The organism is Cellvibrio sp. pealriver, assembly GCF_001183545.1.
In the GTDB taxonomy this organism is placed as follows: Bacteria; Pseudomonadota; Gammaproteobacteria; order Pseudomonadales; family Cellvibrionaceae; genus Cellvibrio.
The window spans coordinates 4,316,776-4,340,745 of the sequence record NZ_KQ236688.1; the positions used below are offsets into that span (position 1 = coordinate 4,316,776).

The window sequence follows — 23,970 nt, forward strand, 5'->3', positions numbered from 1 at the left end:
TTTTTTATTGCCGCTAATTCGACGGCGCGACCATACCACAATTGCCGTGTGGCTAGCCGTCAAATCTCGAAGGCGAAACCGGATTCGCTCAGGTGTTTGTAGGCCTCGGCATCAAACCGGTAAAGGCTTGCAGCGCGATGTGGAACGCCTTGCTGTTTTTCATTGCACGGCGACAGCAGATTCATCTTCATAATCTTGCGACGGAAGTTGGGCTTGTCCAGCGTGGTGTTGAGGATTGCCTCATACAGCGCTTGCAATTGCAGCAGGGTGAATTTTTCCGGGAGCAGGTTAAAACCAATCGGTTGATGGCAAACCTGATGGCGCAACACCTTCAAACCATGCGCAATGATTTCCGCGTGGTCATACACAAGTTCAGGCAAGTTATTCACGCTTTGCCAGTTCACATCGGCTGCACTTTGGCCCGCCACTAATGAAAATTTATCGGCGCTTACCAGTGCGTAATAAGCGATGGTCACAACACGCTCTGTGGGAAAACGGTCAACCCGGCCAAAGGTTTTCAGTTGTTCCAGATACAAATCACGTACGCCGGTCAGTTCTTCCAGCAGGCGATAGGCTGCATCGCGCAGGTTTTCATCGTAACGGATCCAGCCCCCGGGCAGCGCCCATTTACCTTGATGCAGAGGGTCAGTTTGCTTGACCAGCAGAATTTTCAGCTCGTTATTTTCCAAGCCAAAAATCAGGTTATCGATAGAAAGTGCCTTGATGACATCCTCAGCCAAGTTGAGGCTGCTATGGGTTGGTTGGCTGCCGGGAATGTGAGTAGTGGGCACGTTCAATGTCCTCAGGATAACAAAGGTTATTGTTTCTATTAGTCGATAAAGCCTGTTCGATAGGCTGGTTTAATCGGCATTGTATAAGCCAGCGTCACAATGGTCGAGAGCTGCGCGGATAGGATCAACTTACGCGACACAAAAGAAATTTCATAGATATTGTGATTATGACCTTAATATTTACGTTCCTTTATCTTGTTGTCACATAGACAATAAGCTATTCTATGCTCATGTCAAATAACGGTGTGCAATTTATAACCATAAGTGCGCATTGTTTAGTTCTCTCTCTATGTGTTGGCTGCAAAGCCTAAGGTGAAAACCGCTATGTTGTTTCTTGGCATTGATGTCGGCAGTTCTTCCGTCAAATTGTCGGTATTGGATGGTGCTACAGGCAAAAGTCTGGGCGCGCTGTCCCATCCTGAATCGGAATTGGCGATAGAAAGCCCTGCTGCCGGTTTTGCCGAACAAGACCCGAATACCTGGTGGGATTGCATTCGTCAGGGTTTTGCACGTTTGGTGGCGCGCGGCAGTTTTGACCCGCAGCGTATTGATGCAATCGGTATTTCTTACCAGATGCACGGTTTGGTTGTTGTGGACAAAAACCAGCAAGTGTTGCGCCCTTCTATTATCTGGTGCGACAGCCGTGCGGTGCCGCTGGGCAATAAAGCACTCACCGATCTCGGACACGATTACTGCTTCGGTCATTTGTTGAATTCCCCTGGCAATTTCACGGCAGCGAAATTGCGCTGGGTGCAAGAAAACCAGCCAGAGATTTTCGCGCGCATCCACAAAATTATGCTGCCCGGTGATTTTGTAGCGATGAAATTATCAGGCGAAATCAACACGACCGCGTCGGGTTTATCAGAAGGTACGCTGTGGGATTTCAAAGAAAATCGCGTTGCCACTGAATTGCTGGCGCACTGGGGAATTGATGCGGCAGTGATTCCCGATGTAGTGCCCAGCTTTGGTGTGCAATCGGTCGTGAGTGATTCGGTTGCGGCGGAATTAGGTTTGCGTTCAGGCGTGAAAATTTGTTATCGCGCGGGCGATCAACCGAACAATGCATTTAGCTTGAATGTGTTGGAGCCGGGCGAAGTTGCTGCAACGGCGGGAACCTCGGGTGTGATTTACGGCGTGACCGATCAGCCCGCGGCTGATACTGAATCGCGCGTAAATACATTTTTACATGTCACCAGCACCGAAGAGAAAAAACGCAATGGCGTGCTGGTGTGTGTGAATGGTTGTGGCCGCTTGTATTCCTGGTTGCGCCAAACCATCAGTGCGGCCGGCGCAACGCCATCTTATCCGCAATTGAATGCGTTGGCGCAAGCCGTGCCAGTGGGCAGTGATGGTTTGTTGTTCCATCCGTTTGGCAATGGTGCCGAGCGAATTTTTCAAAATAAAAATCTGGGCGCGCAATTGCGCAACCTGGATTTTAATCGCCATGGTTTGGGGCACATGGTGCGCGCCGCACAAGAAGGCATAGTGTTTTCACTCAATCAGGGTTTCGATGTATTGAAATCATTGGGTGGCAGTTGCGAAGTGGTGCGTGCCGGTAAAGGCAATATGTTTTTAAGCGATGTATTTGCGCAAACCTTTGCGAATACAACGCAAGCTGCAGTCGAAATGTTTGAAACCGATGGCGCTGAAGGCGCAGCGCGCGCAGCGGCATTGGGTAGTGGTTATTACGCTTCAGCGAATGAAGCATTTACTGGGTTGACGCGCCTGAGTGTGGTGGAGCCACAAGCAGCACTGTTTGCCCAGTATCAGGATGCTTATCAACACTGGGTTGCACTATTGCCAAAGTAACTTAAAAAATATTTTGGTTTGAGCCCGCTTGCGATAAACAATTTTTTGAATGTGTGTTAGTAAAAAATCCTCAAGGTGAAAAATATGAGTATTGTTCTTGGTAGCAAAGAATACTTCCCCGGTATCAGCAAGATCGGTTACGAAGGCCCGGATTCTGATAATCCATTAGCATTTAAATACTACGATGAAAACCGCGTAGTTGCCGGCAAAACCTTGAAAGAACATTTCAGATTTGCCACTTGCTACTGGCACAGCTTCTGTGGCGCTGGCCATGATCCTTTTGGTCCAGGCACCAAAATTTTCCCGTGGATGGCAACGCAAGATCCTATCGCGCGCGCGCGTGAAAAAATGGATGCCGCATTTGAATTCATCACCAAGTTGGGCACTCCATACTACTGCTTCCACGATGTGGATCTGGTAGATGAAGGTGCATCACGTGCAGAAACCTCCAGCCGTTTGCAATCTATTGTTGAGTACGCAAAGGAAAAACAAAAAGCATCTGGCGTGAAATTATTGTGGGGTACTGCCAACCTGTTTTCTAACCCACGTTATATGAACGGGGCATCTACCAATCCGGATTTCAACGTAGTGGCTTATGCCGGTGCGCAATTGAAAGATGCGATTGATGCAACCATCGCACTGAACGGTGAGAACTATGTGTTCTGGGGTGGCCGTGAAGGTTACATGAGCTTGCTCAACACCGACATGAAACGCGAACAAGAACATATGGCGCGCTTCCTGACCATGGCTCGCGACTACGCGCGCTCACAAGGTTTTAAAGGTTGGTTCTTTATCGAACCAAAACCAATGGAACCTTCAAAGCACCAATACGATTTTGATGCCGAAACCGTAATTGGTTTCTTGCGTCATCACGGTTTGGATAAAGATTTTAAATTGAATCTGGAAACTAACCACGCAACGCTTGCTGGCCACACCATGTGCCACGATATGCAAGCCGCAGCAAATGCTGGCATGTTGGGTTCATTGGATGCTAACCGCGGTGATTACCAAAACGCGTGGGACACCGACCAGTTCCCTTACAACATCAACGAAACCGTAGAGATGATGTTGGTGTTGTTGCGCGCGGGTGGTTTGCAAGGTGGTGGTGTGAACTTTGATGCAAAAGTTCGCCGCAACTCTCCAGACCCGGTAGATATGTTCTACGGCCACATTGGTGGTATGGATACATTTGCACGCGCGTTGATTATCGCTGACAGCCTGATTCAACAATCACCGCTGGAAGGTATGCGCAAAGAGCGTTACAGCAGCTTCGATGCAGGCAATGGCGCTGCGTACGAACAAGGCAAGCTGACTCTGCAACAATTGGCAGAGATCGGTAACAAAGGTGGCGAAATCACCTTGCAAAGCGGCCGTCAGGAGCTGTACGAAAATATTATCAACCGTTACATCCGTTAATCGTTTTTGAGTTAACAATTTTTCTAGCAAAGCCTCTGGCCGCCTATGATCATCCCAGCAATGGTGTGATAACTGGCGGCCTTTTTTATTACCAATAACATAATAAAAACCAAGAATCGCAATCGTTAAATCAAACATCGTAATTGTTAAATCAAGTACCACGTTCGCACAACCAAAAATACACCAGTAAAAGAGGGCAACACTATGCAACCCTTATTATCCCTACGGTTAAAAAATTGTATTGCCAGTGCATTGTTATTGGCACTTCCGTTTAGTGCACACAATGTCAATAGCGCAGACGATTCGAATAAAACAGGCGCTTCACACAAGCCCGGCACTTCTCACAAAACAGTTCCGGTTTATAAAAATCCCGCCAAATCAATCGATGCACGCGTCAATGATTTGCTCAAACGCATGACGTTGGAAGAGAAAGTTGCGCAATTGCAAACCGTGTGGGTTGCGCGGCAAAAATTGGAAACAGAAGCGGGTGAATTTACCGCAGAGCATGCACAAGACATTATCGGGTTGGGTATTGGTCAGGTTGCCCGTCCGGCAGAAAATAAAGCAGTGCTGTCTCCCAATAAAACACCGGCACAAACATTGGCGTTCACCAATGCTGTGCAGAAATATCTGGTTGAAAATACCCGCTTGGGAATTCCTGCGATCTTTCATGAAGAGGCATTGCACGGTCACGCTGGTCGCAATGCCACAAGCTTTCCGCAATCGATTGCTCTGGCAAGTACGTGGGACCCAAGCGCCATTGAGCAGGTGTACACCATTGCCGCAAAAGAAATGCGCGCGATAGGTACGCACCAGGCGCTTGCGCCTGTACTTGATGTGGCGCGCGACCCGCGCTGGGGGCGCATTGAAGAAACTATGGGCGAAGATCCTTATCTGGTATCTGAATTGGGCGTAGCAGCCGTAAAAGGTTTTCAGGGAGCCGGCAAAGACATTGGTAAAGAGCGCGTGTTGGCGACCTTGAAACATCTTGCCGGGCACGGTGAACCCACCGGCGGATTAAATACCGCGCCAGCGCCGATAGGTGAGCGCAGTCTGCGCGAAAATTTTCTACCGCCTTTTGAAGCGGCGGTGAAAGTGGCACATGCACGCAGTGTGATGGCGTCTTACAATGAAATTGATGGCATCCCCTCGCATTCGAATGTGGATTTGCTGCAAAATATTTTGCGCGGCGAATGGAATTTTAGTGGTGTTGTTGTCAGTGATTATTTTGCGATTGCCGAATTAATTAACCGTCATCATCTTGCGGCAGATAAATCTGATGCCGCACTGATGGCAATGGCTGCCGGTGTCGATGTCGAAACACCCGACGGCGATGCTTACAAAACATTGGTTCAATTAGTTAACGATAAAAAAATCAGCATTAAAAAAATTGATCAAGCCGTCGCGCGCGTATTGCATGAAAAGTTTTCACTAGGGTTGTTCGATACGCCCTACACCCCCGTCACTGATGTGGATGCATTTGTCGGAAATCCACAACACGCGTTGCTTGCGCAACAGGTTGCTGAAAAATCTATCATCCTGCTGAAAAACGAAAAAAATATTTTGCCGTTAAATAAATCAGCATTGAAATCCATCGCGCTGATCGGCCCGCATGTCGATGAAACCTTGATTGGTGGCTATAGCGATGTACCCAAAAAGACAGTCAGTATATTGCAGGGTTTAACGGAATATCTTGGCAGTGCAGTGAAAGTGCATCACGAGAAAGGCACATTGTTAACCATTGAAAAATGGCCATCGCATCCGGATTCTGCCGCTGCCAACAGCCGTTCAAAACAGCGTTGGCACACCGACGAGGTAGTGTTGGCATCACCAGCTGATACCAAAGGTATGATTGAAAAAGCAGTAGCCGCTGCGCAAAAAAGTGATGTTGCTATTGTGGTTGTGGGCGATAACGAAGCAACCTCGCGCGAGGCTTGGAGCGATAGCCATTTGGGCGACCGGACCAGCCTTGAATTATTGGGCGAACAGCAAGCGTTGGTTGATGCTGTATTGGCAACCGGACAACCAACGGTGGTGTTGCTAATAGGTGGGCGTCCATTGGCAATCAGTAAGCTGGCAGAAACTGCGCCCGCGATTTTGCAAGGTTGGTATTTGGGGCAAGAAACGGGGCGCGCAGTTGCCCGCGTGTTATTTGGCGATGTCAATCCCGGCGGCAAATTGCCGGTAAGTGTTCCGCGCTCTGCTGGCCATTTGCCGGTGTATTACAACTATAAGCCTTCGGCTAAACGCGGCTATGCATTTGAAAAAACCGACGCGCTTTATCCTTTTGGTTTTGGTTTGAGTTACACGCAGTTTGCCTACAAAGATATGCAGCTGGACAAAACCACGCTGGGTGCAAATGAAGTGGTTAATGTCAGTGTCACAGTGACCAATACCGGCAAGCGTGCGGGCGATGAAATTGTGCAGCTTTACACCAATGACCCGGTGGCGAGCGTTACCCAACCGGTTAAACAATTGCGCGGTTTCAAACGCGTAAATCTTGCTGCTGGCCAATCGGCGCGCGTGGTGTTTACCCTGTCGGCCAATCAATTTGCGTTTTATGACCGCGCGATGAAATTTATGCTTGAGCCGGGAAAAATCAATGTGATGGTGGGCGGATCATCTGCCGATCTGCCATTAAAAGCAGAATTAAACGTGACCGGTAAAGCAGCGGATGTCAGCCGCTCCAAGGTCTACATCACACCGGCAGCGGTGAGTTATTTGTAATCGGTTTAGCTGGAACACCCTGTCAGCCCACTGCGGTGGGGGTATCCCCGCCGTAGTTTTTCAGGTCCTTTTCTTTTATTCTGTTGCACCCACCGTCGGCTGTGGGTGACTAATAGGATACCTAAGGACTTCACTGTGAACGAATCATCTTGCCCCGCAACAAAAACGGCAGCCAAGGCTCATGCCTTGCCTTTATTCTCATTATTGCCAAAACGGCTTTCATCCCTTGTTTCCCTTTGCGCTTCTGTACTTCTGCTCTCATCCTGCGGTGGCGGGGGAGGTGATGGCGGTGGGGGCGGCACACCGGGGCTTATTTCCGGCGGCAATAATACTTGGCAAGCAGGTGTGTATAAACCGTCGGATAACTTTAAAAATTACTGCGAAAAACCACGTGTAGGCGCAAGCAAAATTACCGGCATTCCTTTCCCTGACCGTAAAGGAAACGCCACACAAGAAAAGAATTTTTTGCGCTCATGGAGTTATGAAACCTATCTTTGGTTTGAGGATTTACCTGATGTCAATCCTGACAATAGTGATACGCCACAAAATTATTTCAGACGTCTGGTTTCCGATAAAAAAACACCCTCGGGCTCTTATAAAGATAATTTCCATTTTTATGAGCCGACCGAAAGTGAAGAGGCATGGAGTGCGGGCATCACTTATGGTTACGGACTTCATTTAAAAATTAATTGGGAAGTACCGCGGACTATCCAGGTTGTTTACGCCGATAGTAATTCACCGGCTGCTAATAACAACGTTAAACGTGGTGCAAAAATTATCGCAGTGGATGGATTGAATATATCCACCATGAATGCCAATGCATTATTTGATGCGCTTTATCCGCCACAAATTAATGCGGTACATGAATTTGAAATTCAGGATGCCGGTACCAATAACACCCGTAAAGTCATTTTGGAATCAGCCTCTTTACCAACAGAAGCTGTATCCATTGCCAAAGCGATTGATCATAACGGCAGTAAGGTAGGTTATATTCAATTCAATACTTTTATTCCAGATGCACAGGACCAATGGGTGACGGCAATAAACTCGCTTAAAAATGCGGGTGTAACTGATTTGGTCGTGGATATGCGCTACAACGGTGGTGGATATATTTCAATTGCGGCGCAAGTCGGTTATATGATTGCTGGGGCCAACACCAACAATAAAGTGTTTTACCAGAATGTCGCCAATTCAAAAATGCCTAAAGAAGATCCTTGGGGGTTCGTCGATGTTGGTTTGTATGGCTTAAATAAATCGTTAAATTTGCCTACACTGAATTTGCAGCGCGTTTATGTGTTGGCAACAGAAGGAACGTGTTCCGCAAGTGAATTGGTCATCAATAGTTTGCGCGGTATTGGTGTCAGTGTTTATTTAATTGGTGATACCACATGCGGCAAACCCTATGGATTTTTGCCGGAACCGAATTGCGGCACTACCTATTACACCATCCAATTTAAAGCAGTAAATGCCAAAGGTTATGGCGAATATAGCGATGGCTTTATACCGTCCACAACCGATAATGGAATGGATAGAGTTAAAGGTTGTAGTGTTGCAGATAATCTGACCTATCAATTAGGTGATTCAAATGAACCTTTACTTGCGGCTGCACTGCAGTTGCGTGCAACGGGGATATGTCCAACTGCATCAACTCGTGGCCAGCAGAAAGTGTCGGTGGATGTAGAGCAAGGAGAATTGATGTTGCCGCCCACCAGACGGTTGATGATTCAGGATCGTTAATATCTGATCAATAGCGAATTAATGAAAGAAAGGTGATATGCGTTGCAAAAGGCTCCTATTAATGGAGTCTTTTGTTTTTGTGGTGGTCAGATTGTAAAACCGATATAGTGGCGGCTCTGCTTTACACAGAGCTACTGTGAGTTTCCCCCCTTCCTTACCTAATGCGTTAAATGATTGTGAATCCTTCTCGTTCTATTGCTACCGCTGTTGATATCGCACTTCTGGAAACCACACCAGAACACTTCCTGCAGGTTGCACAATGGCATCATCAGGAGTGCGAGCGCCAAGGCGTAAAATCGTCCCTTGCGTTGCGCCAACAGCGTTTGGTATTGCATGTGCAGGAAAGCCGCATTCCCAAAACACTGGTTGCGCTGCTCGATGGAAAATTGATCGGCTGCGTAAGCCTTGTTAATTACACCTATCGCAGCAGCGAGCGAATGCCCAAAGTCGCGAGCGAAAGCCCGGTGTGGTTAAGCAATTTATTTGTGCTGGAAAAGTACCGCCAGCAGGGTTTTGGCAATGCATTAATCGATGCAGCAAAACACTACGCGAGCGATTTGGGGCAGGATGAATTATGGCTCTCGGCAACAGACTACACCGATTATTATCAAAAACGCGGCTGGGAAATTATCCGCCGCACCCGCTTGGCGGGGCGGCAGGTAAATGTGATGCGGGTGGGATTGTAAGCGTTATATCTGGAATTGTGTTTAGAGTTGGGCACAGGCTGATAATGCGCCCACTGCGGCAAGTGCAAAAATAATTTTAGGCAGCCGTTTTGCGTTTATTGTTTTAGTAATGCCGATGGTTCCCGCGATTATCAGTGCAGTAGAAATAAATTCTGCCTGGGTAAAACTCATTCCCCATAGGTGATATTCGCTGTTGATGCGGATCTTCTCAATTAATAAACGTTCGAATCCGCTCAACAACAAATACACAGAAAAAAGAAATCCCGTTTGGTGATGATGTTTGCGGATGCGCCATAAAATCGCGAAGATAAAAAATGCCGCAAGCGCTTCGTAAAGTGGTGTTGGATAAACGCCCGGTGCGGGAATAGCTATGCCAGCAACATTGTTCTCGTAAGTTTGCGCCCAAAACCAATTAGGTAGCCACTCAGGTTTGAGTGCCATGTTGGCTGCTGTGCCCCAGTCTCCGTCGCCGGATATTTGACAGCCCAAGCGGCCAATTCCGTAACCTAGAATCATCGATGGCGCTAGCGCGTCCAGCATGGGTGTAATAGCTACTGCGCGTTTTTTTAAAAATATTGCGCCAGCGATAGCACCTACAATCAGTCCACCATAAATGGAAAATCCATCGCGTGAAAAAATCATTGCAGCTGGATTTTGTATAAATTCACGTGGGTATTCGAGCAGATGAAATAAACGCGCACCTATTATGCCAAAAATTGCGCAGATCACGGCCAAATCTGAAACCAGTTCATGAGTGGCAGTTTCTTTGTTGCGATATTTTATGTGTGTTGGTAGCAAGCCACATTGCTCAAAACGAATAACTTCTTTTTTACCAATCCACGCTGCGGTAGCAATAGCGAGCGCGACAAATGCGCCGAACATCGCAATTGGAAGATGGATGTTCGTGCCGAAAATGTCGTTAATTAAATCGCTTAAATAAGGGTAAGACATTAAATTAATTTCCTTGTCGTCACGTTATAGTTGGGGGATTCAATCAATGCAACTTCAAACGTGGGCGCAGCCAGCGGTTTAATCGTCCGCCCAGCATAATTAATCCGGTGCGGATTAAACCGTGAATCGCGATCTGGTGCATGCGGTACAGTGATATGTACACCATGCGCGCCAGACGCCCTTCGATAAACATACTGCCTTTGCTTAAATTACCCATCAAATTTCCGACAGTAGAATAACTTGCTAATGAAATGAGCGAGCCGTGGTCGGTGTATTTGTAAGCTTGCATAGGTTTATTGTTGAGCGTGGCAATCAAGTTTTTATAACAAGTGCTTGCCATTTGGTGCGCAGATTGTGCGCGTGGCGGAACACGGCTGCCATCTGGATTAGTAAATTGTGCGCAATCGCCAATAGCGAAAATAGTGGCATCGCGTGTGGTTTGCAAAAATTCATTTACATGAAGTTGATTGATGCGGTTAGTTTCAAGCCCCGCGATATTCGCCATAAAGTCGGGCACTTTAATCCCCGCTGCCCACACCATAATGTCGGCCGAAATTAATTGGCCATCTTTAGTGTGCAAGCCTTCTTTGGATGCCGAGGTAATCATAGTGTTGAGTTTGACATCGACACCAATTTTTACCAATTCACTGTGCGCTGAGCCGGAAATACGCTCAGGCAGTGCAGGCAAAATACGTGAGCCAGCTTCAACCAGTGTTACATGAAGGTGATCGTTTGATACCGCATCAAAACCATAATTGTGAATTTCATGTACCGCGTGGTGCAATTCTGCAGACAGCTCAACACCAGTTGCACCGGCACCGACAATCGCAATGCGCACGTGTTCGTTTGAACCGCTTACACGTTGAATGTGCAAAAATTTATTCAGTAACTTGGTGTGGAATTTATGTGCTTGGGTGGGGCTATCAAGGAACAGGCAATGTTCTTTAACGCCAGCTGTGTTGAAGTCATTGGACATGGAGCCGAGTGCAATCACCAGGTAATCGTAAGGAATTCGTGTTGAGGGTAAAAACTCCACACCGTCTTCATCTTGCATGGGTGCCAATACAACTTCACGCGTTTCACGGTCGATATCAATCATGGTGCCGACACGAAAGAAAAAATGATGCGCGTTGGCGTGGCCGCGATAACTCACCGCATCAACATCTTCATCCATAGTGCCCACCGCAATTTCATGCAGCAATGGTTTCCATAAATGCGTGGTGTTGCGGTCAATCAGGGTGACTTCCGCTTTGTTTTTGCGGCCTAGCTTATTGCCCAGTTTGGTGGCGAGTTCAAGCCCGCCAGCGCCGCCGCCAACTACCACAATGCGCGGTTTGGTTGGCGATGTAGTTGATGATGTTTGCATGGTGCTACCTGCATATTAAGTGGATAAATCGTCTGACGGCACAGCGAGCCATCTGCCCGCTGTTAATGATCAAGGCCGTTTAAAAAATGTTTTGCCAGTGGCCGCTCGATAAAGCGGTAGGTGTTTTGTGCCAGCGCAGCGGAAAAAAGTTTGCGCGCTGAGGGCAAATTTCCAGCGCGATAATCGCGATAGCCGGAATAAAAAAAGTATTCAGTGCGCTCACAGCGGTTGCTGGCATTTTGCCTGAATTGATTGCGCGACATTTTGTTCGTCCAATAAGCATAGACGGCTGCCTCCCATTCGCTACGGAAACCCAGTTTTCGCTGCGTGATCAGGCTGGAAAAATCCAGGTCAGCTTGTTGGCCAATAATGTCTGCTTTGGCGACATCATAAACGCTGATATTTTGTTGGGATTGTAAATAGTCTGTAAAACTCAGGGCGGCTTTCTGCCAATCACCGGCGTTCATGTAAATTTCGTGATGCGATGGGTCAGTATTGGCCAAGCCTTTTTGCGTGGCTTGTGCGAGCAGTTCGTAAGCCTTTCCATGATTGCCTAGCATGGAATAATTTTGTGCATGGAAGGCGATATTGTCGGCGCTGGGGTCCAGCTCAATCAAAATGCCGGATTCATGCAGCGCCAATTGGTACTGGTTTTGATCGAGGAATAAGCGCGCCAATGCGTAGTGGAGGCTTGCATTGTCAGGCGCAAACGGAACCGCTTGTTGGTAGTAATTGATAGCCTTTTTAAGGTAAGCATTTTTTTCATAACTACAGCCACTCGCCTCTGCGCTGGCCTCATAAGTGGTTGCTATAGCTTCGTACAAATCTTCAGACGGTTTTACTTGCTCTTCACCCAATTTGAGTGTTGCCAGTGCGAGCGGATAATAACTGGCCTCGCGGTACATGCGTGCCAGTTGAACATAGGCTTTATCCATTTCCGGTTGTTCATGAATCGCTGCCAGCAATGCGCGATGAAGCGGTTCGGGGTTATCATCTCCCGATTTTTTTTGTTCCAGATACTGTTGTAAAAATACACCCAGCGAAGGTGCGTTAACTTCAAGCCGGTGAGCTGCTGACATTTGCATAAAAATATTATGCGCTTTTGTATAGGCATTATCTTTGCCTGCGACGACATCTTCATAATAGAGGTTATACAGCAGCTTTAACGTGGAAGGATTCCCCGGCACTAAATGTAAAATATGGCGCAAATGTTTTTCGGCTTGTGCGCGGTAATACGGATTTTTTTGCTTTTCATTTTCGGCCAAATACGCAAGGCTCAATTCATAGAGCAGTTCAGCATTGTCAGGCTCTGTTTTGATCCGCGTTTCCAGCGCAAGCAGTTCGGCGGTTTTATTTTCAATGGCCAGATTGGCAGCGGAATCAGTAGTGAAAACCGTCGTGCTCTGATTTTTTACCGGCGCATTATGCGGTACCTGACTACAGCCAAACAGCGCACTGGCGAGCACTGCACAAACTAAACCGGTGCGCAGGAACGGTATGCCGCAGCGTATAGAATTCTTACCGTCATAAGCCTTTAATTGCATTGCATCCACCTCAGAATTGATAGCCCAAGGCTTCTGCTGTTTTAAAGGAGGCATCGGATTCTGTTAACAGCTGGTTGTATCCCTGTGCCAAGCCCAATATGTAATAAGCTTCTGCTTTTTTGGGCGATGCTTTTACCGCTTGCTGTGCAATATCCAGCGATTTTTTGTAGTCGCCATTTTTGATGTGCAATTTGGCCAGTGCAATCAAGCTGGCAACATCGGATTTACCATTGTTGTTCAGTGCAGAATTTTCCAGTGCCAATAATTCGGCAGAGGTTTTGTTGTACTCGTAAGACAATAACCAATCATTGGATTCCTGCAGTGCATTGGTTTTTTGATAAAAGTCGGCGTAATCAGCCACAGGTACTTGCACCGTTTTGGCGGTGAATGTTTGGTTGACGATATAGCGATTTTTTTCCTCGCTGCCAGTTTGCACCAAACGGTAGTACGCGTTATCGATATTTTCGCCCTGGGTTTTTAACAGCAGGCGATGTTCCGGGCTTGGGCTGTTGAACACAACACGCGAGCGCAGCGTGAAACCCGGGTCTACGGCATAGGGTTGTTTGCGGTCTTGCGGTTTGTGCAGGTTGCGCAAATCAGCAAATAAATTAGTGAGCTGGGTAATGCTGAAGGAATAATTGATGGGTTCTTTTTTTCCGCCCCAGACATTAGTGAAAACAAAACGCCCGTGAATTGTAAACGGCTGCCACATATTATCGGCGTTGCTTGCAGTTAATTCGGTCACTTCAGCCGAGTTGTAAATCTGGCCAATCAATTCGCGGAAATATTTATCGCGCTCATGGGAGTATTGCCACATGCTGCGCAAGCGCTGCTCATACATGCCGCCTAATTGTAATTTGAAACTGGCAGAGGCATTGCGACCATCAAACTTATCAAAAACCAATTCAAGATCAGCAAGGTGTTCGCGTTCATTTAGTTCGGGCAGTGTGCTAATGGTTTGCGTATCGCTATTAACGACCAATGCAGGCTGGCCTTCGATGCCGAGTGAAAAACCGGGGTACAAACTGGTTTCGCCGGTGGTGTCCATCCATATTTCCGGCTGGCCTTGTTGGGCGGGAATATGCACGATCATATGGTCAAAGCTCACGCCGGGTACGCGCATATCGGGTACACCGCGGCCACGGGTAATAATCAGTGCCGGGTCGGCTTTTATACCCAGTTTGCGCAGCAGCATCACAGCTAATACGGTTTGGTCTTTGCAATCACCGTAACCATTTTTTAATACTTCAAATGCATCGTGGGGTTCATAACCACCGCGGCCTACGTGGGCAAATACGTAGCGCACACGGTCTTGTATTGCGCGATAAACTGCCTTGGTTTTTTGCTCGTGTGTGAGCGCGGTCTTTTTGATCTCGGCAATCAATGCATCCAATTTTTCATCGCTGATTAAATGCGGTTCCACCAAGGCATCGGCCCAGCGCGCAACATCGTTCCATTTACTGGTGGTAGATACACGTAAATAGGGCGCATAGTCGTGCGTGCGCGGCATATTGTTTTGCAATTCAATTTTGGCGAGATTTTTTCCTGTCCAGGTAATGGTTTGTTGGTCGCCTTTGGTGCTGCGTTTTTGGGTGATGGGAAAACGGCTTTGGTCAAATGCGTTGGTATCGCTGCTGGTGAGCTGGATTTTTTTCGGCGCGGTGATTTGCAACTCGCTAATGCTGATAGCATCGGCGCGCGAGCCTTGGCCAGCCGCGCGGTCTTCCCACCAGTGAAAACTGAAACTGTCAAACCATTGGTCGGGCACCATTTTTTTGATGTCGGTGTAGCGATATTGGAATTCAATAATCGATCCTTTGCGCACATTGGGGAGCGAAAACAATAATTCCTTGCGGTCGTGATAAAAATTTTCGTCGGTCGGGCTTTGGATTTGTGTCGCATCGGCTTTGATGCTATCTATCTTGCCATCCGGTGTGCGCACATTGGCAAATTCCAGTGCGATGTCTTCATAAAAACTGTTGAAGCTCACACTAATCTGGCTGTAATCACGCACCGCTTCATCGCTGTTGATATACACCGCCACATAGGATGTAGCATGGCTCATCAGTTGCTCATCAATATGCACATGGGTTTTGCGCAAAATAACCTGAGCTTCTCCGGCTTTGTTTGCATCAACACTGCTCGCCAATGTTTTTAATGCAGGTGCAATACGATGGACTTTTTTATCCTCTGCATTCGCATGACTGCTGCTTGCGGCCAACAATAAACTGCAAATAGCGATTACATGCAGGTATCGGCTGAAGAAAAATTCTGACACTCGCGCTCTCCAAAGATGTAACGGTGATGTGTTATCGACAACAAGGCCTATATTCAGATGATTATTAAACCCGAACCCAACGGCGCTCTGCAGCACTTTGAAAAATGGCATCGATGCAACGCATATTAGCGATGGCATCTTCCAATGCGGTCGGCACCGGCGTGTTATTGAAAATGCTCAAGGCTAATGCATCGCCCATTGCGCCGTAATGGTTATTATCCGGCACTTCAATTTCCTCAACTACACGGTTACGGGTGATGCGGATTTTTTGCACCGGCAGGCCGCTGTCGTTATAAAACGGGCGCTCGATGTAAAGGCTGCCTTGATCGCCAAATGCTTCGGCGTATTGCTGCGCTTCAATTTTGGTTGCTGCGGTAAAGCTCGCGGTACCTGCCGGAAATTCCATAATGCCAGAGGTCAGGCAATCCACTTCTTCACCGGGCATAGGCGTAATCTGGCCGAGTACATTGTTGGGCTCTTCATTAAATAACCAGCGCGACAATGAAACGGAATAACAGCCAATATCCAGCAGCGCACCGCCGCCCCATTCAGCTTTGTTGCGAATGTTATCCGGCTCGCGGTTGTTGTAAGAAAAATGCGAATGCACGGCGTAGAGTTTGCCAATTGCACCCTCATCAACCAGTTTTTTTGCCAGCTGCCATTGTGGGTGAAAGCGATACATAAACGCTTCCATGACTTTCAAGTGCGGATGCGCACGCGCGGCATCTACCAGGCGCTGCGCATCGGCGGTATTTAACCCGAGCGGTTTTTCACAGAGCACATGTTTGCCTGCTTGCAGCGCTTTGATCGACCAGTCCACATGCAGGTGATTGGGCAGCGGATTGTAAATCGCATCAATCTGCGGATCGGCCAACATATCTTCGTAACTGCCATAGGCCTGTGCGATGCCTAATGAGTCAGCAGTAGCGCGAGCGTTTTGCAAATCGCGTGAGCAGATAGCAACGACTGCATTGTGTTGGGAGGCCTGCAGGGCAGGGATAACTTTTTCGCGGCCAATTTTGGCGGTGCTGAGCACGCCCCAACGGAGTTTTTGCATAAGGGTTCCTGAGCTAAAAAGCAGATTATTGTGCGGATTTCAGCCTGGCGTAAGCACCAGTGCCTTAGTGAGTAGTAGTGGGGAGCAGTGTAGCGCAAGCGCGGCTCAGGGGGTGAGCCGCGCAGGGTTTTTGGTGCGGAAAAAGCGGGGAATTAACAGTAAAAAAACAGACTACCAGGGCAGCAGATCGCCATTGGAATGCCAGAAGCTGCCACTGTTCTCAAGAGTTAATCCATCGATGCGTTGGCTCAGGCGCTGCGCGGATACATCGGCAGAAATATCGCCGCCAAAATTGACCATCGCGGTTTGCACGTAACCCGGGTGGAGAATCGCCACGGCAATGCCGCGCGGTTTTAAATCCCGCGCGAGTGATACCGCCGCCGCATTCAGCGCTGCTTTGGACATGCGGTAGCCGTAATAACCGCCCGAGCTGTTATCGGCAATAGAGCCCATGCGGCTGGTAATAAAGGCGATTTTCGCACCGGCAGCCAGATTGCCCAGTAGTGCCTCGGTCACCCGCAGCGGTGCTTCGGCGTTGACCAGAAATTGCTGTTGCACGGATTGGTAATCAATATCGCCCAGGGCTTCATGCAGAAAAATACCGGCGTTGTTAATCAGCAAATCAATCGATTTACCGTCTAACCGGTCGGCCAGCTGCGCTACCGCCTGCGCATCGGTCACATCTACACCGGCCACTACCAGCGCGCCGGATTCCGTTAACTCCGGTGATGCGGTTCGGCATACGCCAATCACGTTCCAGCCCTGCGCCAAATAGGTTTTGCACAATGCCAAACCAATCCCGCGATTCGCGCCCGTCACCAATACTGTTTTCATTTTGTACGTCTCCTCAAGGCCATAACGATAGCGCCAAAGGGTAATCCATTCGCTGGTGCACGGGTTAATTTTTTACCGTGTGCTTAACCAGCAGCATCACCAGCGGGCGCACCAACAAAATACAAAAGAAGGCCGATGGCATGGCAATGCTATAAGCGTGGACGACCTGCGCCAGATAGTGATCAGCAATGCCGCTATTGGCTGCCACGATAATCAGCGACATCAAAAACGCCATGATCGCCGACATATAAAACGCGAACACAAGCGGCGTAAAGCGGGCGGGCAGCTTGCGGCTGTTGGTGGGTTTAAGGGTGATGTTGATATTGGCTTCTTGCATAGGATTTCCTCGGAAATAGGGTTCTCGGTTCGCTAATACAGGCAAATTTGCCTGCCAGTGAATGCACTTTACGGCGAGTCTGTTGGGCGCGGTAGATGGTCAATGGCTTCTGCTATATTAAGTAAAACTTACTAATCAATTTATTTATTCGGAAGTTATGGCGATGGATACATTACGCGGTATCGAGTGTTTTGTACGGGCAGTAGAAGGCGGCAGCATTGCGGCGGCAGCGCGACGCTTGGGCATCAGCGCCGCGGCGACCAGCCAGAATATCGCCCGTTTGGAGTCTTACCTGGATGTGCGCCTGCTCACCCGCACCACCCGCAGCCTGGCAATGACCGATGCTGGCCGCGTTTATTACGACAAAGTCGCGCTGTTAATCCATGAGTTGGAACTGGCGCGCGCCGCCGTAACCGATGCGCAGCAAGAACTGCAAGGCCGGTTATGCATCGCCTCCACCGCCGCGTTTAGCCGTCATGTACTCGCGCCCCTGATTCCCGCCTTTAACCAGCGCTATCCACGCTTGGAAATTGAAATCACCTCAACCGACCGGCGCGTGGATCACGTGCAGGAATCGGTGGATGTCAGCATCCGCATCAAACAGCAATTGGATGAAGGTTTAATCGCGCGCAAAATCGCCGCCATTCCCACCATTTTTTGTGCATCACCTGCGTACATCGCCCGTGCAGGCCGCCCCAAAACCCCAGCCGATTTGCGCGATCACGATTGCCTGGTATTCCGCCTCGCCGTTGACGGGCGTTTTTTGCGTTGGGGATTTGTAGAAAACGGTTTGCGTTTTGATGCCGAAGTGCGCCCCGCCATTATCAGTGACGATATCGACGTACTCGCGCGCCTCGCCGTTGCAGGCGGCGGCATTACCCGCTTGGCCGCCTTCGTCGCCAACGATTATTTGCGCCGTGGCGAATTAAAAGAATTATTCACCTGCGACGAATGCACCGGCTTTAACGCAGAAATCGAACCACTGGATATTTACGCCTGCGTGCGCGATCGCCACCAGTTAACCCCCAAAGTGCGCGCGTTTATGGATTATTTGGCGGAGGCGCTGCCTGCGGAGTGGAGGGTGGGGTAGTTGTAGATGGTTATCGAAAGCAAAGTGCATGAATTTTTAATAAAAATATTGGCAATTTGGACTGTGTTGTGTATTTTGTGTACAGGTGAGTCGAATATTGGGTGCGAATATGTCCGCATTGGATGAGTTAAAGCAGCATTTGGAGCAGGGGCAGGTATACCGCAGGGGTGATCTGGCGCAGTGGAGTAATGCTGTTGATCGCCACTTGAGGCTGCTAGTAAAAGATGGAACCTTACAAAAAGTCTCCCAAGGCGTTTACGTCTGCCCCAAGAAAACGTCTTTTGGTAAAGCGGTACCAGAGGATCACAAACTGGTGGAAGCCTTCTTAAAAACGGACGATTTTTTATTGTTTTCTTCAAATGCCTACAACGCATTAGGTGTTGGGACAACCCAGCTCTACAACGAGCAGGTTGTCTACAACCGCAAACGCCACGGTAAGTTCAAGCTGGGGAACCGTACCTTCAACTTTCAAATGAAGCCTTACTTTCCCAGAGAAGTTTCAAAAGAATTTCTGTTGGTTGATCTGGTGAACAATGTAAATAAATTGGCAGAAGACCAGAGTGCGGTGTTAGAGCGTGTTAGTCGCGTCGCCGCCAATATGGACTTATCTTCTTTAAAAAATGATGCTCAACTGTATGGTGGTGTTAGAGCCAAAAAACTATTTGCAGAAATTAATAATAAAGTAGTGACACATGCCGCTTGATTATTTGCATCACCATGAAGATTACAAAGATCTCATTCGCACGGTTGCTGAAGAAAAAGGCATAGCGCCTGATCTGGTAGAAAAAGACTACTGGATCATGCACTGCCTTTATGGCCTTGCTCAGCAGGGCTATTCATTTGAGTTAAAAGGCGGGACGAGTCTGTCGAAAGGTTTTAGGATTATTCATCGCTTCTCTGAAGATATTGATATTCGTATTGAACCGCCTGCTGGAACTACCGTAGCTACCGGAAAAAATCAAAACAAAGACCAGCACTGTGAAAGCCGAAAGGCTTTTTATGATCAGCTTGCTAAAGAAATTGTTATTGATGGGATTGATGAAGTTGTAAGAGATCACAGCTTCGATGATGAAAAATTCCGTAGTGCGGGTATTCGCTTGAAATATTCCAGCGCTAATCCGATTTCTGTTGGTATTAAAGATGGTGTGTTATTGGAAGTAGGGTTTGATACCGTAACACCGAACAGGCGAATCGATATCAGTTCATGGGCGCTGGATTTTGCCAAGCAGCATGACCTACCGGTCATAGATAACCTGGCCACAGCGATCCCCTGCTATGAACCGGGTTATACCTTTGTCGAAAAGCTACAAACGATAGCGACTAAATATAGAAATCAACAAGAACGCGGCGGTATGCCTAAAAACTTTATGCGGCATTACTACGACGTATATTGTCTGCTTGAAGATGAAAGTGTTAAGTCATTTATCGGTACAGGTGCATACCACGCCCACAAGCTTGCACGCTTCCCCGAAAAAGATTATCAAATACCAATCGCTGCGAATGAAGCTTTTATTTTGTCTGATGCTGCTACGAAGAAGTTGTACAAAGAAAACTATCTGGCAACATCGGCTTTGTATTATCAGGAGCAACCGAGCTTTGATGTGTTACTAGAGCGAATTCGTTCGGTGATTGATGAGTTGTAAATATTTTTCGCGGTTATGTTGTGTAATGGAGTTATCTGCAGATAAGTGATATTCATTGCCATTGTGCTAGTAGGTTGCTAGAGAGCTTGCGAACCGCAACAGTCTAAAGGTCAGCAGTGTTCTGCCTTTCGTTCCCTCAGCATAAAATGACTGCCGAATGAAAGCCAGTAATGACGTGTGACTGGAAGATGTGTTATTAAATTACCACCCTTAAAGCTTAGACAGAAAAATTCCGTAGTGAAGTACGGAAAAGTTCCATCTAATTACATTGTTAGAGATAAGGAGTAAAAATGAGCAATTGGTATTTTAAAGAGCTGGGTGATGGAGTTGCTGCATTTGGACCTAGCACTAAAATTCATGAGGTTTTTATTCAGCTAGCCCAATCAGGAATGGATATGATGGAAATAGCTGTGTTCTCACATTATGACTTAAAACGAAATATGGTCACTCTTTACTTTACACCAGAAGCGGAAATACTAGCTCGGAGTTATGGTGCATCTACTTGTGAAAAGCCTGAGCCAAAAGAAGGGTTCTCTCTTTTGGTCGGGGAATTTGGTATTTTGAAGAAACACTTTCCAAACTACAATTAGCGTTTTTAAAAAGTAATCTCTAACAAATCGCGCCCCTGCGCTCAGCGTTATGCCTTTATATATGAGAAATTAATACTATGAAGTTATTACTTGCACTATCTATTTTCTTTATGTCTGTCTGTGTTTTTGCTGATACTGAAAGGGGTATTAAAAACTATAAAGCAATCGTTACTGGTGAGAAGAAATACGAGTCTCTGAGTAAGCCAGAGATTGCAGAGGTAGATAGAGTTGTTGCAATGATTAATTCTGGTTTTTTAATTATTCCTGCGGTCCCATTTAAACCATCTGAGGAAGAACTTGATGATGGTTATAGTGCTGCAGTCACGTATGCAAATGGATCCACGATTAATGGGCAAAAAGCAGATCCGTGCATCCTTGCAAACTTAATGGCTGGAGACAATATGCGAGGAGATGGAGCTGCTAGGGCGGGGTTTCAATCCTGTATTGTTGGTGGCGGTGGAGTAATTGGATCAACCTACAAGGTTCAAGCGGTATCAAAAAACTCTTCGGTATTTGTTGTGGCTGATACTGCTTATTTTGCAGCTTCATCATGCCCCGGAATCAACGAAGGTGATCAAGTAACATTTGTGCCTGACGCTTATTCCACGTGTGCAGGTAGAACTTTTGTAAATGTGCAAAAAGAAATCATCTGTCGCTTAAAATGCAGCTAATAATTGTTTTGCCTAACAAGCGACTGTGGTAAAAAATAAATTGATTTGATATCAAAATCACTCTTCTTTTTTGTTGTGCACCGTGCCCCAATGTGTGCAATTGGCCGATCGCTGGCATTGATCTTCAAATAGTTTTGAACAACGCGTAGGTTGGGCATGGCTGCCCAGCCTGCATAAGCGCAACATTTCCTTCTTCCCATGTATCACTCTCCTCACCTGTCCGCTCCGTTCAAATTAATCGTAGCGGACACTTTCTGCGGACACTTTCCAATTACTCAACATCGCTACGCGAATAAAAAAATTCTTATAAAACATTGGGTTAAAAATTTTCTGCGCAGTTGGTACGGGCTTTGAACTACTAAAGCAAAAGTCCCTGAGTGATGTTGTATGAATATGAAAATTGCTGATACCTCTGCGCAGGATCTTATGCTGGGTCAAGCGAGCCGCAAGAACAGGCGCATTGTTATTGTGGGCGCAGTGGCGTTGTTGGTTGGTGTTGTTGTGTCGGCGTTTATTTATGTGGCCGATGTGTCTATGTCGGGGCTGGTGGTGGAGCGGTCTGCGATTCGCGTGGCGACAGTGGAGCGCGGCACCTTGGTGCGAGAAGTGGTTTCACAGGGAAAGATTGTGGCAGCCAATAGCCCCACTTTATTTAGCCCCGAGCAGGGGTATATCGATCTGGCGGTGAAAGCGGGCGATACGGTGGCGCGCGATCAGGTGCTCGCCACTATTGTTAGCCCGGATTTAAATGAATTACTCGCGCGGGAAATGGCCAACCTCACACGTATTGACGCTGATCTTGGCCGCCAAAAAATAGAATCAAAACGTCGCAAATTGGAGCTGGAGCAAATTATCGCTATGGCGTACGTGAGCGAAAAAGCCATGATGCGCGAAAAGCTGCGTGCAGATGAAGCCATCAGCAAAAAACTTATCCGGCAGCTGGATTACGAAAAAGCAGTGGATGATCTGGAGCGCGCCAAATTGGAGTTGATACAAGCCAAACAAAATGGCGAGCTTGCGAATGAGTCACTGGGGTTTGATGTTGAATCGTTGGAACTGCAACTCAAAAGCCAGCAGCTTTTGGTGGATGCGTTACAACGGCGTGTGCATGAATTAACGATTAAATCGCCGGTGTCCGGCATGGTGGGGAATGTTCAGGTGATTAACAAGCAGGCTGTTGCCGCTAATCAAGCGCTGATTACTGTTGTTGATTTGAGTGCGTTTGAAGTGGAGGCGATAGTGCCTGAAGGTTTTGCAGATGACATAGCGCCACTCATGCAAGCAGAAATTACCTTGGGGGGAGCAGCTTACCCCGGCATGGTTACCGCTATATCGCCTGAGGTGGTTAACGGCGGTGTCAGTGCGCGTATTCGTTTCACCGATGTGTTGCCTGAAAATCTGCGCCAGAGTCAGCGTTTGACTGCGAAGATTTTTTTGGAAAATAAACCCAATGCGCTCATTGTTAATCGCGGTTCATTCTTTGATGGTTTCCGTGGCCATGTTTACAAATTGCAAAATAATAAAGCGCTACGTGTGCCTGTGGTGCTCGGTGGCTCAAGTCTAAAGCACATTGAAATTATGGATGGTTTGCAAGAAGGTGACAGCATCATCATTTCTTCACTTGCGACTACAGCCACAGACGAACAAATTTTGGTAACAGATTAATTTCAGGAGAAAGCTCCATGTTGAAAATGCAATCCGTAAAAAAAATATACCGAGCCGACATGATTGAAACCCATGCCTTGCGCGATTTTAATCTGGAAGTAAAAGAAGGTGAGTTTGTTGCCGTGACTGGGCCGTCCGGTTCCGGGAAAACCACTTTTCTTAATATCGCCGGATTATTGGAAACCTTTGAAGAGGGGCGGTATTGGTTGGATGGAAACGATGTCAGCCAGTTAAACGACAATGTTCGCTCAAAATTGCGCAATGAAAAAATCGGATTCATTTTTCAGGGGTTCAACCTGATTTCTGATCTCAACATTTTTGACAATGTGGATGTTCCGCTGCGCTACCGTGGGTTTTCTTCATCAGAAAGAAAAAAACGCATTAATAACGCACTGGAGATGGTGGGGCTGGCCGCGCGTGCGCGCCATTTGCCGTCACAATTATCGGGTGGGCAACAGCAGCGGGTTGCCATTGCGCGTGCGCTTGCCGGTGAACCTAAATTTTTATTGGCGGATGAGCCAACCGGAAACCTTGATTCGCTGATGGCGCGACAAGTCATGGAGATGCTTGAAGAGATCAATAAAAACGGAATGACTATTGTGATGGTAACTCACGATCCGGATTTGGCGCGGCGTGCGCACCGCAATATACAAATCGTAGACGGGCAGGTCACTGATTTTAAAATTTATGAATCTTATGTTGATTCGCATGGCACGGCTAATTCAGATAGCGCAAAACATTTGACGGCAAATAGCCTTTAGCCTTGATGACATCAACA

The 23,970-nt window shown here is 47.6% G+C and carries 20 protein-coding genes; 12 read left to right on the forward strand and 8 right to left on the reverse strand.

From position 1 onward, the window contains the following. Window positions 1-59: 59 nt before the first annotated feature. Window positions 60-791: an NUDIX hydrolase gene (locus tag VC28_RS18740; protein WP_197085568.1), complete on the reverse strand. Its 732-nt coding sequence runs from the start codon at window positions 789-791 to the stop codon at window positions 60-62. Between the two features lie 324 nt (window positions 792-1,115). Between VC28_RS18740 and VC28_RS18745 the strand changes: the two genes are divergently transcribed. The 5 genes from VC28_RS18745 (at window position 1,116) to VC28_RS18765 (ending at window position 9,166) form a co-directional block, all read left to right on the forward strand. Next, window positions 1,116-2,600 (forward strand): xylulokinase, encoded by a 1,485-nt coding sequence (locus VC28_RS18745; protein ID WP_049631981.1) that lies wholly within the window; start codon window positions 1,116-1,118, stop codon window positions 2,598-2,600. An 84-nt stretch (window positions 2,601-2,684) separates the two neighbouring features. Further along, a complete protein-coding gene (gene xylA / locus VC28_RS18750; RefSeq protein ID WP_049631982.1) occupies window positions 2,685-4,016 on the forward strand; it encodes a xylose isomerase in 1,332 nt (443 codons plus the stop codon). A 204-nt stretch (window positions 4,017-4,220) separates the two neighbouring features. Beyond that, the gene (locus tag VC28_RS18755; protein ID WP_053094237.1) at window positions 4,221-6,743 is read left to right on the forward strand and encodes a glycoside hydrolase family 3 N-terminal domain-containing protein; all 2,523 of its coding nucleotides are present in this window, start codon (window positions 4,221-4,223) and stop codon (window positions 6,741-6,743) included. Between the two features lie 135 nt (window positions 6,744-6,878). Next, window positions 6,879-8,480 (forward strand): S41 family peptidase, encoded by a 1,602-nt coding sequence (locus VC28_RS18760; protein ID WP_082191624.1) that lies wholly within the window; start codon window positions 6,879-6,881, stop codon window positions 8,478-8,480. A 176-nt stretch (window positions 8,481-8,656) separates the two neighbouring features. After that, window positions 8,657-9,166, forward strand: coding sequence for a GNAT family N-acetyltransferase (locus tag VC28_RS18765; RefSeq protein ID WP_231591855.1), 510 nt, complete (start codon window positions 8,657-8,659; stop codon window positions 9,164-9,166). Window positions 9,167-9,187: 21 nt separating this feature from the next. Here the strand turns inward: VC28_RS18765 and VC28_RS18770 are convergent, their stop codons facing one another. The 7 genes from VC28_RS18770 to VC28_RS18800 form a co-directional block, all read right to left on the reverse strand. Then, window positions 9,188-10,117, reverse strand: coding sequence for a prolipoprotein diacylglyceryl transferase (locus tag VC28_RS18770; protein ID WP_082191625.1), 930 nt, complete (start codon window positions 10,115-10,117; stop codon window positions 9,188-9,190). Between the two features lie 43 nt (window positions 10,118-10,160). Beyond that, the gene (locus VC28_RS18775; RefSeq protein WP_049631984.1) at window positions 10,161-11,483 is read right to left on the reverse strand and encodes an NAD(P)/FAD-dependent oxidoreductase; all 1,323 of its coding nucleotides are present in this window, start codon (window positions 11,481-11,483) and stop codon (window positions 10,161-10,163) included. Window positions 11,484-11,545: 62 nt separating this feature from the next. Beyond that, on the reverse strand, window positions 11,546-13,027 hold the full coding sequence (locus VC28_RS18780; protein WP_049631985.1) for a hypothetical protein: 1,482 nt from the start codon (window positions 13,025-13,027) through the stop codon (window positions 11,546-11,548). Between the two features lie 10 nt (window positions 13,028-13,037). Further along, window positions 13,038-15,305, reverse strand: a complete 2,268-nt coding sequence (locus VC28_RS18785; protein WP_049631986.1) for a DUF3857 domain-containing transglutaminase family protein — start codon at window positions 15,303-15,305, stop codon at window positions 13,038-13,040. A 64-nt stretch (window positions 15,306-15,369) separates the two neighbouring features. Then, window positions 15,370-16,362: a Gfo/Idh/MocA family protein gene (locus tag VC28_RS18790; protein ID WP_049631987.1), complete on the reverse strand. Its 993-nt coding sequence runs from the start codon at window positions 16,360-16,362 to the stop codon at window positions 15,370-15,372. A 171-nt stretch (window positions 16,363-16,533) separates the two neighbouring features. Next, on the reverse strand, window positions 16,534-17,196 hold the full coding sequence (locus VC28_RS18795) for an SDR family oxidoreductase (RefSeq protein ID WP_049631988.1): 663 nt from the start codon (window positions 17,194-17,196) through the stop codon (window positions 16,534-16,536). A 64-nt stretch (window positions 17,197-17,260) separates the two neighbouring features. After that, window positions 17,261-17,533: a DUF2798 domain-containing protein gene (locus tag VC28_RS18800; RefSeq protein WP_049631989.1), complete on the reverse strand. Its 273-nt coding sequence runs from the start codon at window positions 17,531-17,533 to the stop codon at window positions 17,261-17,263. 163 nt (window positions 17,534-17,696) lie between these two features. On the opposite strand from VC28_RS18800, the gene VC28_RS18805 reads away from it, so the two are divergent. From VC28_RS18805 to VC28_RS18840, 7 genes are all read left to right on the forward strand, one after another. Further along, the gene (locus VC28_RS18805) at window positions 17,697-18,623 is read left to right on the forward strand and encodes a LysR family transcriptional regulator (RefSeq protein WP_049632549.1); all 927 of its coding nucleotides are present in this window, start codon (window positions 17,697-17,699) and stop codon (window positions 18,621-18,623) included. Between the two features lie 109 nt (window positions 18,624-18,732). Beyond that, window positions 18,733-19,326: a DUF6088 family protein gene (locus tag VC28_RS18810; RefSeq protein WP_049631990.1), complete on the forward strand. Its 594-nt coding sequence runs from the start codon at window positions 18,733-18,735 to the stop codon at window positions 19,324-19,326. After that, on the forward strand, window positions 19,316-20,266 hold the full coding sequence (locus VC28_RS18815) for a nucleotidyl transferase AbiEii/AbiGii toxin family protein (RefSeq protein ID WP_049631991.1): 951 nt from the start codon (window positions 19,316-19,318) through the stop codon (window positions 20,264-20,266). The genes VC28_RS18810 and VC28_RS18815 overlap by 11 nt, the downstream gene beginning before the upstream one ends. A gap of 290 nt (window positions 20,267-20,556) precedes the next feature. Next, a complete protein-coding gene (locus VC28_RS18820) occupies window positions 20,557-20,856 on the forward strand; it encodes a hypothetical protein (protein ID WP_049631992.1) in 300 nt (99 codons plus the stop codon). Between the two features lie 77 nt (window positions 20,857-20,933). Next, entirely contained in the window at window positions 20,934-21,527 is a 594-nt protein-coding gene (locus VC28_RS18825; RefSeq protein WP_049631993.1) for a hypothetical protein, read from the forward strand. Window positions 21,528-21,914: 387 nt separating this feature from the next. Then, window positions 21,915-23,192, forward strand: a complete 1,278-nt coding sequence (locus VC28_RS18835; protein ID WP_049631995.1) for an efflux RND transporter periplasmic adaptor subunit — start codon at window positions 21,915-21,917, stop codon at window positions 23,190-23,192. Between the two features lie 17 nt (window positions 23,193-23,209). After that, the gene (locus VC28_RS18840) at window positions 23,210-23,953 is read left to right on the forward strand and encodes an ABC transporter ATP-binding protein (protein ID WP_049631996.1); all 744 of its coding nucleotides are present in this window, start codon (window positions 23,210-23,212) and stop codon (window positions 23,951-23,953) included. The last annotated feature ends 17 nt before the right edge of the window (window positions 23,954-23,970 follow it).

Excerpts from the sequence above, each read along its gene's own strand:
- VC28_RS18745 (WP_049631981.1), top strand. The coding sequence starts at position 1,116 with ATGTTGTTTCTTGGCATTGATGTCGGCAGTTCTTCCGTCAAATTGTCG.
- xylA (WP_049631982.1), top strand. The coding sequence starts at position 2,685 with ATGAGTATTGTTCTTGGTAGCAAAGAATACTTCCCCGGTATCAGCAAG.
- VC28_RS18755 (WP_053094237.1), top strand. The coding sequence starts at position 4,221 with ATGCAACCCTTATTATCCCTACGGTTAAAAAATTGTATTGCCAGTGCA.
- VC28_RS18770 (WP_082191625.1), bottom strand. The coding sequence starts at position 10,117 with ATGTCTTACCCTTATTTAAGCGATTTAATTAACGACATTTTCGGCACG.
- VC28_RS18775 (WP_049631984.1), bottom strand. The coding sequence starts at position 11,483 with ATGCAAACATCATCAACTACATCGCCAACCAAACCGCGCATTGTGGTA.
- VC28_RS18780 (WP_049631985.1), bottom strand. The coding sequence starts at position 13,027 with ATGCAATTAAAGGCTTATGACGGTAAGAATTCTATACGCTGCGGCATA.
- VC28_RS18790 (WP_049631987.1), bottom strand. The coding sequence starts at position 16,362 with ATGCAAAAACTCCGTTGGGGCGTGCTCAGCACCGCCAAAATTGGCCGC.
- VC28_RS18795 (WP_049631988.1), bottom strand. The coding sequence starts at position 17,196 with ATGAAAACAGTATTGGTGACGGGCGCGAATCGCGGGATTGGTTTGGCA.
- VC28_RS18800 (WP_049631989.1), bottom strand. The coding sequence starts at position 17,533 with ATGCAAGAAGCCAATATCAACATCACCCTTAAACCCACCAACAGCCGC.
- VC28_RS18805 (WP_049632549.1), top strand. The coding sequence starts at position 17,697 with ATGGATACATTACGCGGTATCGAGTGTTTTGTACGGGCAGTAGAAGGC.
- VC28_RS18810 (WP_049631990.1), top strand. The coding sequence starts at position 18,733 with ATGTCCGCATTGGATGAGTTAAAGCAGCATTTGGAGCAGGGGCAGGTA.
- VC28_RS18815 (WP_049631991.1), top strand. The coding sequence starts at position 19,316 with ATGCCGCTTGATTATTTGCATCACCATGAAGATTACAAAGATCTCATT.
- VC28_RS18820 (WP_049631992.1), top strand. The coding sequence starts at position 20,557 with ATGAGCAATTGGTATTTTAAAGAGCTGGGTGATGGAGTTGCTGCATTT.
- VC28_RS18825 (WP_049631993.1), top strand. The coding sequence starts at position 20,934 with ATGAAGTTATTACTTGCACTATCTATTTTCTTTATGTCTGTCTGTGTT.
- VC28_RS18835 (WP_049631995.1), top strand. The coding sequence starts at position 21,915 with ATGAATATGAAAATTGCTGATACCTCTGCGCAGGATCTTATGCTGGGT.
- VC28_RS18840 (WP_049631996.1), top strand. The coding sequence starts at position 23,210 with ATGTTGAAAATGCAATCCGTAAAAAAAATATACCGAGCCGACATGATT.